Origin of the sequence: Algibacter sp. 2305UL17-15, assembly GCF_040720935.1 — a bacterium.
GTDB lineage: Bacteria > Bacteroidota > Bacteroidia > Flavobacteriales > Flavobacteriaceae > Jejuia.
The window spans coordinates 14,782-30,522 of record NZ_JBFDAE010000016.1; the positions used below are offsets into that span (position 1 = coordinate 14,782).

General features: G+C 34.7%; 16 protein-coding genes. 14 read left to right on the forward strand and 2 right to left on the reverse strand.

Translation table 11 applies throughout. From position 1 onward, the window contains the following. Positions 1-75 precede the first annotated feature (75 nt). Complete coding sequence (locus tag ABXQ82_RS15310; protein ID WP_367061640.1) at positions 76-402, reverse strand: GIY-YIG nuclease family protein; 327 nt, start codon at positions 400-402, stop codon at positions 76-78. A gap of 255 nt (positions 403-657) precedes the next feature. Here ABXQ82_RS15310 and ABXQ82_RS15315 point away from each other — a divergent pair, with 255 nt between their 5' ends. The 10 genes from ABXQ82_RS15315 (at position 658) to ABXQ82_RS15360 (ending at position 9,575) form a co-directional block, all read left to right on the forward strand. Continuing rightward, positions 658-1,785, forward strand: a complete 1,128-nt coding sequence (locus ABXQ82_RS15315; protein ID WP_367061642.1) for a PQQ-dependent sugar dehydrogenase — start codon at positions 658-660, stop codon at positions 1,783-1,785. 3 nt (positions 1,786-1,788) lie between these two features. Continuing rightward, on the forward strand, positions 1,789-2,193 hold the full coding sequence (locus ABXQ82_RS15320; RefSeq protein WP_367061644.1) for a cytochrome c: 405 nt from the start codon (positions 1,789-1,791) through the stop codon (positions 2,191-2,193). A 69-nt stretch (positions 2,194-2,262) separates the two neighbouring features. Further along, the gene (gene udk, locus ABXQ82_RS15325; protein WP_367061647.1) at positions 2,263-2,868 is read left to right on the forward strand and encodes a uridine kinase; all 606 of its coding nucleotides are present in this window, start codon (positions 2,263-2,265) and stop codon (positions 2,866-2,868) included. A gap of 3 nt (positions 2,869-2,871) precedes the next feature. Beyond that, the gene (locus ABXQ82_RS15330; protein ID WP_367061649.1) at positions 2,872-3,201 is read left to right on the forward strand and encodes a septum formation initiator family protein; all 330 of its coding nucleotides are present in this window, start codon (positions 2,872-2,874) and stop codon (positions 3,199-3,201) included. Further along, the gene (locus ABXQ82_RS15335; RefSeq protein WP_367061652.1) at positions 3,194-4,564 is read left to right on the forward strand and encodes a methylmalonyl-CoA mutase subunit beta; all 1,371 of its coding nucleotides are present in this window, start codon (positions 3,194-3,196) and stop codon (positions 4,562-4,564) included. The genes ABXQ82_RS15330 and ABXQ82_RS15335 overlap by 8 nt, the downstream gene beginning before the upstream one ends. A gap of 5 nt (positions 4,565-4,569) precedes the next feature. Further along, complete coding sequence (locus ABXQ82_RS15340; RefSeq protein ID WP_367061654.1) at positions 4,570-5,247, forward strand: hypothetical protein; 678 nt, start codon at positions 4,570-4,572, stop codon at positions 5,245-5,247. Further along, positions 5,247-7,481 carry a methylmalonyl-CoA mutase gene (gene scpA / locus ABXQ82_RS15345; RefSeq protein WP_367061861.1) on the forward strand — a complete coding sequence of 745 codons (2,235 nt, stop codon included), beginning with the start codon at positions 5,247-5,249 and terminating at the stop codon, positions 7,479-7,481. The genes ABXQ82_RS15340 and scpA overlap by 1 nt, the downstream gene beginning before the upstream one ends. A gap of 12 nt (positions 7,482-7,493) precedes the next feature. Beyond that, the gene (locus ABXQ82_RS15350) at positions 7,494-8,060 is read left to right on the forward strand and encodes a hypothetical protein (protein ID WP_367061656.1); all 567 of its coding nucleotides are present in this window, start codon (positions 7,494-7,496) and stop codon (positions 8,058-8,060) included. 727 nt (positions 8,061-8,787) lie between these two features. Continuing rightward, the gene (locus ABXQ82_RS15355) at positions 8,788-8,982 is read left to right on the forward strand and encodes a hypothetical protein (protein ID WP_367061659.1); all 195 of its coding nucleotides are present in this window, start codon (positions 8,788-8,790) and stop codon (positions 8,980-8,982) included. Continuing rightward, on the forward strand, positions 8,958-9,575 hold the full coding sequence (locus ABXQ82_RS15360; RefSeq protein WP_367061661.1) for a hypothetical protein: 618 nt from the start codon (positions 8,958-8,960) through the stop codon (positions 9,573-9,575). The genes ABXQ82_RS15355 and ABXQ82_RS15360 overlap by 25 nt, the downstream gene beginning before the upstream one ends. Before the next feature lie 206 nt (positions 9,576-9,781). Here the strand turns inward: ABXQ82_RS15360 and ABXQ82_RS15365 are convergent, their stop codons facing one another. After that, positions 9,782-12,550: a pitrilysin family protein gene (locus tag ABXQ82_RS15365; RefSeq protein ID WP_367061664.1), complete on the reverse strand. Its 2,769-nt coding sequence runs from the start codon at positions 12,548-12,550 to the stop codon at positions 9,782-9,784. 185 nt (positions 12,551-12,735) lie between these two features. Between ABXQ82_RS15365 and ABXQ82_RS15370 the strand changes: the two genes are divergently transcribed. From ABXQ82_RS15370 to dapB, 4 genes are read left to right on the forward strand one after another with little or no spacing between them, the layout of a single operon-like run. Then, positions 12,736-13,500: an AAA family ATPase gene (locus ABXQ82_RS15370; RefSeq protein WP_367061666.1), complete on the forward strand. Its 765-nt coding sequence runs from the start codon at positions 12,736-12,738 to the stop codon at positions 13,498-13,500. Positions 13,501-13,503: 3 nt separating this feature from the next. Beyond that, complete coding sequence (locus ABXQ82_RS15375; protein WP_367061669.1) at positions 13,504-14,418, forward strand: ParB/RepB/Spo0J family partition protein; 915 nt, start codon at positions 13,504-13,506, stop codon at positions 14,416-14,418. Then, positions 14,408-15,028 carry a DUF5683 domain-containing protein gene (locus ABXQ82_RS15380; protein WP_367061672.1) on the forward strand — a complete coding sequence of 207 codons (621 nt, stop codon included), beginning with the start codon at positions 14,408-14,410 and terminating at the stop codon, positions 15,026-15,028. Before ABXQ82_RS15375 ends, ABXQ82_RS15380 begins: the two co-directional genes overlap by 11 nt. Position 15,029: 1 nt before the next feature. Further along, positions 15,030-15,734, forward strand: coding sequence for a 4-hydroxy-tetrahydrodipicolinate reductase (gene dapB, locus ABXQ82_RS15385; protein WP_367061675.1), 705 nt, complete (start codon positions 15,030-15,032; stop codon positions 15,732-15,734). Positions 15,735-15,741: the final 7 nt, after the last annotated feature.

The following is a 15,741-nucleotide window of genomic DNA, read 5'->3' on the forward strand; positions in this document are numbered from 1 at the left end:
ATTTGTTTGACCAACATAATACCTAGAACGTGTTTTACTATATAATATATAAACTCTATAATCCATCTGTGGTGGTCACGCCTCAAGCGTGACGGCCTCCACGTCCCAAACGTGGCGCGATAACCGGGCTACGTCCTGCCACGCCTTAGCGTGGTACACCCCGAACTGATTATCTTCTAAATATCTTTTTGCTCCTCGCTTTTTTATTTTTCTTTCCAAAAGCAATGCCAGTGATCTATTCTCTACTTTAAATGTAGTGATTAGATCCCATGGTACTCCATGTTTTGTGGATGCAACAAGACCTTTATTGTGTCTTTCCAATCTATTTTCGATATTATTTGTTTGACCAACATAATACCTAGAACGTGTTTTACTATATAATATATAAACTCTATAATCCATCTGTGGTGGTCACGCCTCAAGCGTGACGGCCTCCACGTCCCAAACGTGGCGCGATAATAACGCCTTAAGCGTCATCTTCGACCAGGGCTACGTCCTGCCACGCCTTAGCGTGGTACACCCGAATTAGTTATCTCTAACAGGCTGCAAATATACTTTTTTTAATCAATCTGCAATTCAATTTTATAAATTTAATTTTCAAGGTTTAAAAAATCAAATATTGTACTTTATTGTATCTTTATATCAAATCTATTTACAATGAAACAGCTCCTCCCATTTTCAATACTTTTATTTATATGTTTTTCTTCATGCGCCCAACAAACACCATCAAATGTTATTGCGGAAGATCCTACTGAAATTAACTATACTACCGAAATCATTGTTCCAGAATTAGACATTCCTTGGGGCATGGAATTTTTACCTGACGGAAGTATGCTTATTACAGAAAAAGCAGGTACGCTCATTCACTTTAGAGATGGTACCAAAACCAATATTGAGGGCCTACCTGAAATTTATGTGAGGGGACAAGGCGGTTTAATGGATATAAAATTACATCCTGATTATGAAACTAATGGTTGGATTTATTTTTCGTATGCTTCTGCTGAAGGTGATGGCGATGGTGGCAATACAGCAATAATGCGCGCTAAATTACAGGGAAACACTTTAATCGATTTAGAACAACTTTACAAAGGTGTCCCGAACACAAAAAAGGGGCAACATTGGGGTTCTCGTTTAGAATTTGATAACGATGGTTATCTCTATTTTTCAATTGGAGACAGAGGAAATCGAGATGTAAATCCTCAAGATATTACCAGAGATTGTGGCAAAATATATAGGCTGAATGATGATGGAAGTATCCCAACAGACAATCCGTTTTTTGATACTTCCGAAGCAAAAAAAGCTATTTTCAGCTATGGTCACAGAAATCCACAGGGCATGATTAGGAATCCCGAAACTGGCAAAATTTGGATACACGAACACGGCCCAAAAGGTGGTGACGAAATCAATGTTATTGAAAAAGGTAAAAACTACGGATGGCCTGTAATTTCTTATGGTATAAACTACAGCGGCACATCATTTACTGAGATAACTCACAAAGAAGGCATGGAACAACCCCTATTTTATTGGGTGCCTTCTATTGCGCCTTGCGGCATGGCGTTTGTCAACTCCGATAAATACCCAGATTGGAACGGTAATTTATTAGTAGGTTCTCTAAAGTTCTCATATTTGGAGTGTTTAGTGTTAGAAAACAATGAAGTGGTAAAACGCGAAAAGTTATTTGAAGGCTTGGGCAGGTTCCGAAATGTAAAACTAGCACCAGATGGTTATATCTATGCCGCAGTTGAAGGCACTGGTATTTTAAAAATCGTCCCTAAATCTAATTAAATTATGAAGTTTTTTGTGCTTACAGTTATTGGAGGGTTTCTAACCTTTGCATTAATTTCCGCTAGAGTTCAAAATGAATTGCAAGAGAGTATTAAAAGAGGTAACGAAATTTATACCGATTTTTGTATCAATTGCCATATGGCAAATGGCGAAGGTGTTGAAAACACGTTTCCGCCTTTGGCAAAATCCGACTATTTAAAAAACAATAGAACTGCTAGTATCCGTGGTATTAAATACGGTCAGCAAGGTGAAATTACCGTAAACGGAAAAGTTTACAACGGCTATATGGCGCCCATGGGACTAGATGACGAAGAAGTAGCCGATGTTATGAATTATATTAACAATAGCTGGGGGAATTCAAACTCAGAAATAGTTACAGTTGAAGAAGTTGCAAGAGTGAAAAAATAAATATATTTCACGCCTTATGTTTTTACATTTATTAACTTTGTTTTCATTGCTAAAGAAATATAAAAACAAATGCTCATAATAGGAATCGCAGGAGGGACTGGTTGTGGAAAAACTACAGTTGTAAATCAAATTCTCGGGGAGCTTCCTGAAGGTGAGGTTGGTGTTATTTCTCAAGATTCTTATTACAAAGAGACATCACATTTGAGTTATGAAGAACGGGTAAAAATTAATTTCGACCACCCACGAAGTATCGATTTCGATTTATTGGCAGCACATTTAAAAGTCCTAAAAAACAATGAACCCATACACCAACCCGTGTATTCTTTCGTTAAACATAATAGAACTGGTGACACCATTTTAACACATCCCAGAAAAGTAATGATTGTAGAAGGTATTTTAATCCTTACCAATCCAGATCTTCGGGACATGTTCGACATTAAAATATTTGTACATGCCGATACTGATGAACGCTTGATCAGACGCTTAAAACGTGACATTTCAGAACGCGGTAGAGATTTAGATGAAGTTTTAACGCGCTACAAAACCACGTTAAAACCAATGCACAACCAGTTTATAGAACCTATGAAGGAATATGCAGATATCATTATCCCAAACAATAATTACAACACCGTAGCAGTTGATATTGTAAAAACCATCATCAACGAAAAATTATAACAGATGAAAAAAATCAATACAAATCATCGTTTTTTAAAGCCCTTTAAAAACATCTACATATTAATATTGGTCGTTTTTGTGATTTGGATGCTGTTTTTTGACAGCAACTCATGGTTTATCCATAATGAATTGAATAATGAAATTGAAGATTTAAAAACTGAAAAAGAATACTACAAAAAGGGAAAGGAAAAAGACCAAAAAGACTATAAAAAAATAAGCTCTAAAGAAGGTTTAGAAAAGTTTGCTCGCGAAGAATACTATATGAAACGGGAAAACGAGGACATATTTATTATTGAATATGAAGATAGTTTAAAATTAAAAGATAATGAGTAACTCGTTATTTAATGAATTTGAACCTGTTTCCGCCAAACAATGGAAACAAAAAATACAGTTCGATTTAAAAGGAGCTGATTATAACGATACGCTAGTTTGGACGAGCAATGAAGGTATTCAGGTAAAACCGTTTTACCATGCTGACGATTTTAAAACAACCCCAAAATTATCTGGCACACAGGCAAGTCAATTCAAGATTTGTGACGCTATCTTTGTGCAACATGCTGGAAAATCCAATAAAAATGCCATTTCGGCCATTAATTCTGGAGCGGAAAGTCTGAAATTTATAATACCTTCCGAAGCTATTTCAATTGAAAATTTATTAAAAAATATTGATCTTGATAACGTTTCAATTCATTTCGAATTGCAGTTTTTATCAGAGAAATTTATTAAAAATATTTCTGTCATTCCTGCTAAGACAGGAATCCATATTAATACAGACATCATTGGAAATTTATCAAAAACCGGTAATTGGTTTTCAAACTTAAAAGAAGATTTTTCAAAATTTGAAACGGTTGTAACAACTTCAAAATCATTTAGCATAGACTTATCGTTATATCAAAATGCTGGAGCAAATATGGTGCAACAATTAGCCTATGCCCTTGCCCATGCCAACGAATATTTCAATCATTTGGAGAACGCAATTCCTTCAAAATCAAATACACAAATAACAGTTACTTTTAATGCATCAGTTGGTACAAATTATTTTTTTGAAATTGCTAAACTCAGAGCATTACGATTATTATTTGATACCATATCAAGTGCCTATTCAATAGATTACAATTGCCATATTTTTACAACGCCAACCAAACGAAATAAAGCCATTTACGACTACAATACCAACATGTTAAGAACCACCACAGAATGTATGTGCGCTATTTTAGGAGGTTCAGACACCATTTGTAATGTGTCGTATGACGCTGTATTTCACAAAAAAAATGAGTTTGGAACTCGCATTGCCAGGAATCAACTGTTAATATTGAAACACGAAAGTTATTTTGATGCAGTTGCTAATCCTTCGGACGGGAGTTATTATATTGAAACCTTAACCCATCAACTTGCTGAAAAGGCACTCATTTTATTTAAGGACATTGAAGTAAATGGCGGGTTTTTGAAACAACTTAAAAACAACACCATTCAGCGTAAAATAAAAGAAAGTGCTGCCAAAGAACAAGAACAATTTAATTTGGGCGAAGAAATCATACTGGGAAGTAACAAACACCCCAACAAAAATGACAAAATGAGGGCCGATTTAGAATTGTATCCATTTGTTAAAAAGCAACACCGAAAAACATTAATTGAACCCATTATTGAAAAACGATTAACCGAAAATTTAGAACAAGAACGATTAAAAAAAGAGTAATTATTATGAATTTAAAATTTAACCTTATCACGCTTTTAGTAGTAATCACTTTATTCAGCTGTAAAAATGAAGTAAAAGAAAAAACCTTAAACGATTATAAATTTACTGAAAAAGGAACAGTATTAAACTGCGATAATTTTGATGTAAAATTGCTGAATGAAGCATTATTTTCTTTTGAAGAAGACATTATTAAATTTTACGGAAAGAATAATCCTAACATAGCTCGCGCTTACAACCAGTTTATAAGCAACGCCATATATGGTAGAGCAAAATTTGAAGACATCGCTTCGCCCCATACCGTAAAAATATTTGAGGTTTTAAAATCAAAAGAAGATTTATGGCATCCAAATAGCGCAACAAGTAAATTAAATTACAACAGTCCTGTTTTTAGCTGTATTGCCAACAACATCGCGGACAAAGATTTAAAAACCACTTTAAATGCATTGGTAAGTACAAACAGTATGAGTCCAAAATTGTTTGGCCCAGCGATTCAATCTAACTATTCTGCTGCAATTAAAGACAAATACTTATCGGCTTATTTAGCCTTCGATTTTTTCTACGCTAAATTATTTAACGTCGATTTATCTAAAGTAGCTGAAAAACCAGAACCTAAAGTAGATTTTAATAAAATTCCTCCTATAGCACCTGATGCAACAGATCCGCATGCTGGACATAACCATTAATTGATTTGAGAAAAAACCTTCAACATATTGGATTGAAGACCGAAGACGGAAGACGGAAGACGGAAGACCGAAGACCGAAGACGGACGACCGAAGACGGACGACCGAAGTCAAAACTTTTGCTACCGCTGAAGGTATTGATCTTAAACCCACTTACTCAAAAGATGATTTAAATGCTGTTGAGCATCAAGATTTTGTGGCTGGTATTCCACCTTATTTAAGAGGGCCTTACAGCACCATGTATGTAAGCAGACCTTGGACTATTCGCCAATATGCAGGTTTTAGTACTGCGGAAGAAAGCAATGCGTTTTATAGAAGAAATTTAGAAGCTGGACAAAAAGGATTGTCGGTTGCGTTCGATTTGGCAACACATCGTGGTTATGATAGCGACCACGAACGTGTTGTTGGCGATGTTGGTAAAGCTGGAGTTGCCATAGATTCTGTCGAGGACATGAAGCTGCTTTTTGACCAAATTCCTTTGGATAAAATGTCGGTTTCCATGACCATGAATGGCGCGGTTTTGCCCATTATGGCATTTTATATTGTTGCTGCAGAGGAACAAGGTGTAAAATTAAAAGACTTATCTGGCACCATTCAAAATGATATTTTAAAGGAATTTATGGTGCGCAATACGTACATATACCCTCCTACACCCTCCATGAAAATAGTTTCTGATATTTTTGAGTTTACGAGTAAACACATGCCAAAATTCAACAGTATCAGTATTTCGGGATACCACATGCAAGAAGCTGGAGCAACTTGCGATATTGAATTGGCTTATACCCTAGCCGACGGACTGGAATATTTAAGAACAGGTTTAAAAGCCGGAATGGACATCGACACCTTTGCACCAAGGTTATCATTTTTCTGGGGCATTGGCATGAACCATTTTATGGAGATTGCTAAAATGCGAGCTGCAAGAATGTTATGGGCAAAAATTGTAAAACAATTCCATCCTAAAAATGAAAAATCGCTGTCATTACGAACGCATTGCCAAACTTCAGGATGGAGTTTAACGGAGCAAGACCCGTTTAATAATGTCACCCGAACAACTATTGAAGCTGCCGCTGCGGTTTTTGGTGGGACTCAAAGTTTACATACCAATGCTTTAGATGAAGCTATTGCTTTACCTACCGATTTTTCAGCACGAATTGCCAGAAACACACAAATATTTTTACAGGAAGAAACTAAAATCACAAAAACGGTTGACCCTTGGGCAGGCAGTTATTATGTTGAAAAACTCACGCACGATATTGCAAAAAAAGCATGGGCTTTAATTGAAGAAGTCGAAGAATTGGGCGGTATGACCAAAGCCATTGAAGCTGGAATCCCAAAAATTAGAATTGAAGAAGCTGCTGCCAGGAAACAAGCACATATAGATTCCGGACAGGATATTATTGTTGGACTCAATAAGTACCAATTAGAAAATGAAGATCCTATTTCCACTTTGGAAGTGGATAATCAAACGGTTAGAAATTCCCAAATAGAGCGTTTGAATACTATTAAATCTGCTCGTGATTCTGAAAAAGTAAAAGAAGCCTTGTCTAATTTAACAGAGGCAGCTAAATTTTCAGTAAATTCAAATGATTTTAATTCTGATAGAAATAAAGCAATGAATTCAAAAGATACTCACCTACGTGAGGATTATAATTTATTAGCTTTAGCTATTAAAGCTGCAAGAGCTAGAGCCACTTTAGGCGAAATAAGCGATGCGCTTGAACTAGCATTTGGAAGACACAAAGCACAAATAAAATCATTCTCTGGAGTGTATAGTAAAGCAATGGACAACGACGAATCCTTTAAAAAAGCACAAGAACTTGCGGATGTTTTTGCCGAGCAAGACGGTAGGAGACCACGCATTATGATTGCAAAAATGGGGCAAGACGGTCATGACCGAGGTGCGAAGGTTGTGGCTACCGCTTATGCCGATGTTGGCTTTGATGTAGATATTGGCCCATTATTTCAAACACCAAAGGAAGTCGCTAAACAAGCCGTTGAAAACGATGTGCACATTCTTGGTGTGTCATCTTTAGCAGCAGGACACAAAACATTGGTGCCCCAAGTTATTGAGGAATTAAAAAACTATGGTCGTGATGATATTATGGTCATTGTTGGTGGTGTTATTCCCAAACAGGATTATCACTATTTATTTGATGCCGGTGCGGTTGCTGTTTTTGGACCCGGCACTAAAATTAGTGATGCTGCTATAAAGATTTTGGAGATTTTGATTGATTAATAATTTAATAAAATGAAAAACCTACTTATTACTATTCTTTTCATATCCAGTTTTTCTACAAGTGCTCAAAAAGAAGGGCAAATATTTTGTGAAGGGGATGAAACCGAAACCTATTTTCCTTCCATTGATTCTAAAAAATATATTGTTTGGGGAAACACCTTTTATGTTGAAAAATTAGTTGGGAAAAAAAAATTAAATAATAAAACATATAAAGAATTCACTCAAACTTGGGAGTCGGGACATGTAGCATATTTATACCTTAGAGAACATGATGGTATTATTTTTCAATTTGAAGAATGTTGTAGTGATGATACCATAAGAATCCCAAAACAACCAAAAAATGGATTGACTTGGAAATCTGCAGATGGCTTGTCTTCATATGAAATTATTACCTTAAAAGGAAAACTAAAAACTCCTATTTGCACATATAAAAACCTTTTAGTTTTAAAATCTATATTCGAAAACGGAACATTTACTTTTTATTATCAGAAAGGTTATGGTTATATAGGTGCTGTACAGAATAAAGAATTAATTTCGTTTGTAACGCCTATCTCTCCAAAAGAACTATTGGAAGAATAAAACTTATAATTGATTTGTATTTGGCATAAATTTACATCAAAACGAAAATTATGGCAAGACCAAAGTATCTTAATCACAACTCGAAACGATGAATGGTTAAAATCTCAAATAGAAAATAAAGAATACACTAGTAAAAGTGAGCTTGTTAATGTTTTGATTAGCCAAGCAAGAAGTCAGCAATTTCAAATTGATTGGATTAGGACAAAATAGATTCGGCTGAAATAGCGGTTTTACAAATGACAGTAAAGAAGATATTTTAAAGCAATCGAAAGCCTTACTTAATGGCTAAATATAAACTGAGTAATTCTAACAAAGAAGACTTGAGAAGAATTCATCATTACGCGTTAAAAAATTCGGAGTGTCGCAAGCTGATACATACTTTGATGCTTTTTTTTGAGTATTTTATATTATTGCGCTACGACCATTTTCATTTGAAGCCGTTGATTTTATTAAAGTAGGTTACAGACGTTGAGTTTGTGGGTCTGATTGTATTTACTATAAAATTAATAATATTGTTGAAACAATGGCAATTATTGGAAGATAGGATTTGAATGAAATTTTTTAAGGTTTTCAACTACTTTCGTTTAACTTCAGATGTAAAACATAAAAAACGATTTCATACACATAAAGAACATTAGGCACAATATATTTGAAAACTATAACACTTAAATAAATTAAAAATATTACTTTTGAGTAATTGTATTATTTTATCAAATAGCATATAGATATGAAAACTAAAACAGTAAACTTAAAAGAAAAAGAAACTGAACAGTTTATCTCTATATTGATAAAATATAAAGAGAAAGTATCAAGAACTGAAAAGACTTCAAAAAAATTTCTTGTTGATTTAGGTGTTATAACCGAAAAAGGAAATCTTAAAAAAAACTATAGAAATATATGTATTCCAGAGGTTCAGGAATAATATATGGTTTTCACGGCTGCGATAAATCAATTGCCGAAAAAGTAGTAAATCTCAAACAACCATTAAAAGAAAGCATAAACAAATACGATTGGATTGGTAATGGAATGTACTTTTGGGAAAATAGTCCTTCTCGAGCACTAGAATTCGCAACTCACTTAATGAATAATCCAGGGAAATCGAAAAACCCAATAAAAAATCCTTCTGTGATTGGATCGGTAATTCATTTAGGAAATTGTTTAGACTTACTAGATTACGAAAAACTAAACTTATTAAAGTTTGGTTATGAAATTTTAGAAGCTACATTAAGAAGTTCGAACAAGCCTTTACCCATAAATGAACCTATCGGAAATTTACAAGAACTGATGTTACGAGAACTCGATTGTGCTGTCATTGAAACTCTACACAAAGTACGTAAAGACGAAAATTTAGCTCCCTTCGATAGCGTAAGAGGTGTTTTTTGGGAAGGTCAAGAATTATATCCAAATGCTGGTTTTAGAGAAAAGGACCATATCCAAATTTGCATAAGAAATCCTAACTGTATAAAAGGGTTTTTTCATCCAAGAGAAATAAATAGCAAGTTTCCGTTAATATAATACTGTGCGTAACATTGATGTTGCCATATGAATCGTGTACTTGTCTGCAACTAATCATAATACGAACATGTTAGGCTAACTTTTTTTCTAATCGATAGAGCAATACCCCTTTTCAAACACCTCCTTTCATTTCTTCTAAATAACAAAATAAAAAAGCCAAACAAAATTCATGTCCGGCTTTCCAAAAACTTCAAAAGCAATTACAGCTAATCCATCTTCTTATCACTCTTAATCTCTGGTTGCTTTTCAAAATCTCCTGCGTTTACAACCGTCCAATTTTCAAAAGTCTTAAAGTATTTTTTAATCACTTTATTTACATCTTCAACCGTCAAAGACGTTACTTTATCTTCAATAGCCTTATGAAATAGCATATCTCTATCATAATATAAATTATTATTTATGGTATTTGAGAGCTCATTATCTTTAGCTCTAGACACGTTTTGTCCTTGTACCCAACTTGTAACGGCTACTTTTAATTCGTCCTCGGTAATGCCCTCTTTAATAAATCGTTCAATTTCTTCCTTAAATCCTTTTTGAACTTTTGCAGCGTTCTCAGGGGCATAAATGGCATATACCATAATACTGGATTTTGCATCTTTTGGGTCGGCATCAACATTTACACGTCCGCCTGCACCATAACTTATGCCGTCATTTTGACGTAATCTAGTGCTAATTCTAGAACTTAAAACACCTCCTCCAAAAATTGAACTTGCAATCTGAAGTGCTGCATAGTCTTCATCAACCTGACTTCCTTCAAAAGACATCATACCAATACTAATCGCATTTTTTTTGTCTGGAGTTGTTATTTTTTCGTTTGCTGCATTATTCAATCTGTGAGCATCCTGAATTTTTTGATAAGGTTTATTCACTTTAAAATCCGCAAAATTGGTTTCGAAATAATCCTTAAGTTTTTGTTCGTCTATATTACCTATAGCCACTAATGATGCATTATCTGAAATACCATAAAATTCATCATAATACGCTTTTATGGCAGCTACATTTACTGCTTTTATTTCTTCAATATCTTCTTCAATGGTAGAGTTATAAAGCGGGTGCCCTTTTTCGTAATGCTGATTTAATAACCCGAGCTTCTTACTTGCTAAAAATTGAGGTTCAGTTTTATTTTTTTCTATGCCAGCTAATTCTTGGGTTTTCAGTTTTTCTAATTCAGCTTCATCAAATTTTGGGTTTTTCAACATATCGGTCATCAATGCCAAAGTTTCCATGAGATGTTCTTCGGTTGAATTGATATTTGCACTAATTCTTCCGTTAGAACCAGAAAACCAAATAGAAGATTTTAAAGCACTTAATTTATCTTCAATATCTTGCCTTGAATTATTGGTTGTGCCTTTGTTTAGCATTTGTGCTGTATAACTGGCTATCCTACCTTTGTTCATAAAATCGTTTACATTCCCATTTCTGATAACGAATGAAAGATTTACCGTTTTACCACGATTGTCCTTTTTAATAAATCCGTATTCAATTGGTGTTTTTTGAAGTGTTCCTGAATCTAATCTGTTTTGAATGTTTTCATAAGACACATCAAAAGCTTCCCCAGCACCATATCCTTCTTTTCCTTTATAATTTTCAACTAATTCTTTTAAACCTTCAGTATGCTCAATTTCAACACGAATTGGGTTTTTTGTTGGAATAAAATTACCAACTGTTCTATTGGTGTTTATTAAATAACGTTGAATGGCAGCGTTCACTTTATCTACTGTCATTTCTTCAATTCTATCGCGATGAATAAAAGCCAATCGCCAATCTCCTGCACCAATAAATTCACTCATATAGGTTCCTAAAAAGGCAGAATTCCTGCTGATTTGATCTATTTGTTTCAGTATATTAGATTTCGCTCTATTTAATTCTTCTTCAGTTACAGGATTATTTTTTAAATCATCTAAAAGATTTAACATCGTAGTTTCTGCCTCTGATAAAGACTTATCCGATGGCACATCAACGTTAATATAAAGATGCGAAGGCTCTTTGGTAAAACGCATATACGACCAAAGGCTAGATGCTTTTTTACTGTCCACTAAAGCTTTATACAATCTCCCCGAAGGATTATCCGTAAGCACTTGTTCGGCTATGGACAGTGCCGCATAATCTTCATGAGAACCTGCTGGCGTGTGGTATAGCGCCGAAACTAACTGCAAGTCACCAACACGGCTTAAATGAACACGTTTTTCGCCGTCTTGGGCTGGTTCAATGGTTGGGTTATCAATTAATGGTTTCTCTGGGTTTTTAATAGCCGTAAACTTTTTTTCTATAAGCGATAAGGTTTTATCCGTTTCAAACTTTCCAGTAACCATAAGAACCGCATTACTGGGTCGATAATATTTTTTATAGAAAGCTTGAAGATTATCAATAGGTACACGTTCAATATCAGAACGATTACCGATAGTCGCTTGACCGTAATTATGCCATAGATACGCTGCATTTACAACATTTTGCATCAAGACCCGTGTTGTAGAATTCTCGCTTCTTTCAAATTCATTTCTAACAACTGAAAATTCAGATTCTAAATCTTTTTTAGCGATATAGGAATTCACCATTCTATCGGCTTCCAAATCCAAAGCCCATTCTAAATTTTCATCGGTTGCATTAAAGGTTTCAAAATAATTGGTTCTATCATAAGATGTTGTTCCGTTAGGCCTAGCACCGTGTGCAGTCAGTTCTTTAGGAATATCTGGATGATTAGGCGTACCTTTAAACACCATATGCTCCAATAAATGCGCCATCCCCTTTTCGCCATATCCTTCATGTCTCGAACCTACCAAATAGGTAATATTAACCGTAATTGTCTGCGCAGAATTATCTGGAAACAGCAATACTTTTAGTCCGTTATCCAATTTATATTCTGTAATTCCTTCAACAGAAGCTGTTTTTTTAATCTGCGCTTCAAGCTGCAAAGAAACAGTAGTAATCAAAGCTACAATCAGTAACTTTTGTAGAAAAGTATGGGAGTTTTTCATGATTGTGAATTTATTTTACCCAAATTTCCTATTTCATTCGATTTTTCTCTCACAAAGAAATGTTAAACTTTTCAATATTTACAGTACATCAAAGCCAAATAAAGTTATTAATACCCTGTTAACAAGTTGGGTTTTTATTCCTCATAAATAATCGTATTTTTACGCCTTAAAAACCAAATCGATTAATGGGTAAAATCATTGCAATTGCTAACCAAAAAGGAGGCGTAGGCAAAACAACAACATCAGTAAACTTAGCAGCTTCACTTGGTGTTCTCGAAAAAAAAGTTTTGCTCATAGATGCAGACCCACAAGCCAATGCGACTTCTGGTTTGGGTATTGATGTGGAAAGTGTTGAAATAGGTACTTACCAGTTATTGGAACATACAAATTCGGCAAAAGAAGCGATAGTTGCTACAGACACTCCAAATTTGGATATGATTCCTGCGCATATAGACTTAGTTGCTATTGAGATAGAGCTAGTGGACAAAGATGAACGCGAGTATATGCTGAAAAAAGCATTGGAGCCTATTAAAAATGATTATGATTTTATTTTAATAGATTGTGCGCCGTCTTTAGGATTGTTAACGTTAAATGCTTTAACCGCGGCAGATTCGGTACTCATTCCTATTCAATGTGAATATTTTGCACTTGAAGGTTTGGGCAAATTATTAAATACGATCAAAAGCATTCAGAAAATACATAACGCGAACTTAGATTATGAAGGTTTACTGCTAACCATGTACGATTCTCGTTTACGTTTATCTAACCAAGTTGTGGAAGAAGTCCAAAAACATTTTAACGATATGGTGTTTAAAACCATCATTCAACGAAATGTACGTTTAAGTGAAGCTCCAAGTTATGGCGAGAGTATCATTAATTATGATGCGAGTAGTAAAGGCGCAAGTAATTACTTAAGTTTAGCTGAAGAAATAATTACTAAAAATTCCTAAATTATGGCGAAGGCAACCAAGAAACAGGCTTTAGGGAGAGGTTTATCGGCACTTTTAAAAGACCCAAGTAACGATATAAAATCTGTTCAAGATACAAATGCCGATAAAGTAATTGGCAATATTGTTGAATTGGATATTGAATCTATTGAAGTCAATCCATTTCAGCCACGAACTAATTTTAGTGAAGAATCTTTACAGGAATTAGCATCTTCCATTAGAGAATTAGGGATTATTCAACCTATTACGGTTCGGAAATTAGAATTCAACAAATACCAATTGGTTTCTGGAGAACGTCGTTATCGTGCTTCAAAATTGATTGGATTAGAAACTATCCCTGCTTATATCAGGATTGCAAACGATCAAGAATCGCTAGAAATGGCGCTGGTTGAAAATATTCAACGTCAAGATTTAGATCCTATTGAAATCGCATTATCTTACCAACGTTTAATTGATGAAATTAATTTAACGCAAGAGCAAATGAGCGAGCGTGTTGGAAAAAAGCGTTCTACCATTGCCAATTATTTGCGTTTGTTGAAATTAGATCCGATTATCCAAACGGGGATGCGTGATGGATTTATCTCCATGGGCCATGGTCGTGCGCTTATTGCTATAGAAGATCAAAACGATCAATTGGAAATTTATGAAAACATATTGTCCAAAAAATTATCGGTCAGGGAAACCGAAGAACTGGTAAGACACTACAATAATCCTGATACTGAAAACAATTCTGCATCAAAAGAGAGCAATGAAGATGATGTGCCAAAGCATGTTAAAAAAGGTATAAAAGAATTTTCAGAATACTTTGGGCATAAAATAGACGTTAAAGTCTCTAAAAACGGAAAAGGAAAAATAATTATTCCATTTCATTCAGAAGAAGATTTTAACCGTATTAAAAAATTAGTACAACGTGCCAAATAAACTGTTTATAGTACTGGTATTATCTCTTTTTTGCTGTTTTTCATCTATAGCACAAGATAAAAACCCATCGCCTCAAGATAGTATCCCTGCAACATTAAAAATTCAAGATACTGTTATTGTTGCTAGAGAAAGTTATGATCCGCTAAAACCCGCAAAGGCTGCATTTCTATCCGCAGTTTTACCCGGTTTAGGACAAGCCTACAATAAAAAATATTGGAAAATACCCTTAGTTTATGGTGCTTTAGGTACTGGTGTGTATTTTTATGTGACCAACGACAAGCAATACAAACGCTATAGAGATGCTTACAAAAGCAGGTTGGCAGGTTTTAAAAATGATGAGTTTTATTTGAATTCTCAAGGACAACAATTACAATCTCCAAGAGTAACCGATGATGGGCTTCGTCGCGCCCAAAAACTCTTTAGACGAAACAAGGAAATTTCACTTTTAGTCACGGCAGGTTTATATGCACTAAACATCATCGACGCCAATGTTGACGCGCATTTGTTGCAGTATAATGTAGATGAAAACCTTACCTTGTTGCCACATTACGAGCTTAACAATATTGATAGAACCAACACCGTTGGCCTAACCTTAAATTTTAAATTTTAATATGAATATAGCATTACTTGGATATGGTAGAATGGGTAAAACCATTGAACAAATAGCAATTAATCGGGGACACACCATTGTGCTTACTGTCGATAAAGATGATACAGATTATGATGTGAGTAAAGCTGATGTTGCTATAGATTTTAGTATTCCATCAGTCGCTTTTGATAATATTTCGAATTGTATCAACAATAACGTTCCCGTGGTTTCCGGTACTACGGGCTGGTTAGAAAATTATGAAAATGCCGTTGCCTTATGTGAAGCAAAAAATGGCGCATTTATTTATGCTTCAAATTTTAGTTTAGGCGTAAATATCTTTTTTGAGCTGAATAAAACCTTAGCCAAAATGATGAGCAATCTCAAGCAGTACAACGTTACTATGGAAGAAATCCATCATACCAAAAAATTAGATGCTCCAAGCGGCACAGCTATTTCTTTGGCAAATGGTGTGATAGAAAACAATCAGAATTACGATGCTTGGGAATTGGACAAAAGTGGCGAAAAAATAATTCCGATAGTTGCAAAACGTATTGAAGATGTACCTGGTACACATACTGTTAATTACGAAAGTGAAGTAGATACTATTTCTATAGAACATATTGCCCACAACAGACAAGGTTTTGCTCTAGGAGCTGTTATTGCCGCAGAATGGTTGGCAGGAAAAACAGGTGTTTTCACAATGAATGACGTGTTAAATATTGGTTAACATTAAA

Coding starts and splice junctions, on each gene's coding strand:
- ABXQ82_RS15310 (WP_367061640.1), bottom strand. CDS start 402: ATGGATTATAGAGTTTATATATTATATAGTAAAACACGTTCTAGGTAT.
- ABXQ82_RS15315 (WP_367061642.1), top strand. CDS start 658: ATGAAACAGCTCCTCCCATTTTCAATACTTTTATTTATATGTTTTTCT.
- ABXQ82_RS15320 (WP_367061644.1), top strand. CDS start 1,789: ATGAAGTTTTTTGTGCTTACAGTTATTGGAGGGTTTCTAACCTTTGCA.
- udk (WP_367061647.1), top strand. CDS start 2,263: ATGCTCATAATAGGAATCGCAGGAGGGACTGGTTGTGGAAAAACTACA.
- ABXQ82_RS15330 (WP_367061649.1), top strand. CDS start 2,872: ATGAAAAAAATCAATACAAATCATCGTTTTTTAAAGCCCTTTAAAAAC.
- ABXQ82_RS15335 (WP_367061652.1), top strand. CDS start 3,194: ATGAGTAACTCGTTATTTAATGAATTTGAACCTGTTTCCGCCAAACAA.
- ABXQ82_RS15340 (WP_367061654.1), top strand. CDS start 4,570: ATGAATTTAAAATTTAACCTTATCACGCTTTTAGTAGTAATCACTTTA.
- ABXQ82_RS15350 (WP_367061656.1), top strand. CDS start 7,494: ATGAAAAACCTACTTATTACTATTCTTTTCATATCCAGTTTTTCTACA.
- ABXQ82_RS15355 (WP_367061659.1), top strand. CDS start 8,788: ATGAAAACTAAAACAGTAAACTTAAAAGAAAAAGAAACTGAACAGTTT.
- ABXQ82_RS15360 (WP_367061661.1), top strand. CDS start 8,958: ATGTATTCCAGAGGTTCAGGAATAATATATGGTTTTCACGGCTGCGAT.
- ABXQ82_RS15365 (WP_367061664.1), bottom strand. CDS start 12,550: ATGAAAAACTCCCATACTTTTCTACAAAAGTTACTGATTGTAGCTTTG.
- ABXQ82_RS15370 (WP_367061666.1), top strand. CDS start 12,736: ATGGGTAAAATCATTGCAATTGCTAACCAAAAAGGAGGCGTAGGCAAA.
- ABXQ82_RS15375 (WP_367061669.1), top strand. CDS start 13,504: ATGGCGAAGGCAACCAAGAAACAGGCTTTAGGGAGAGGTTTATCGGCA.
- dapB (WP_367061675.1), top strand. CDS start 15,030: ATGAATATAGCATTACTTGGATATGGTAGAATGGGTAAAACCATTGAA.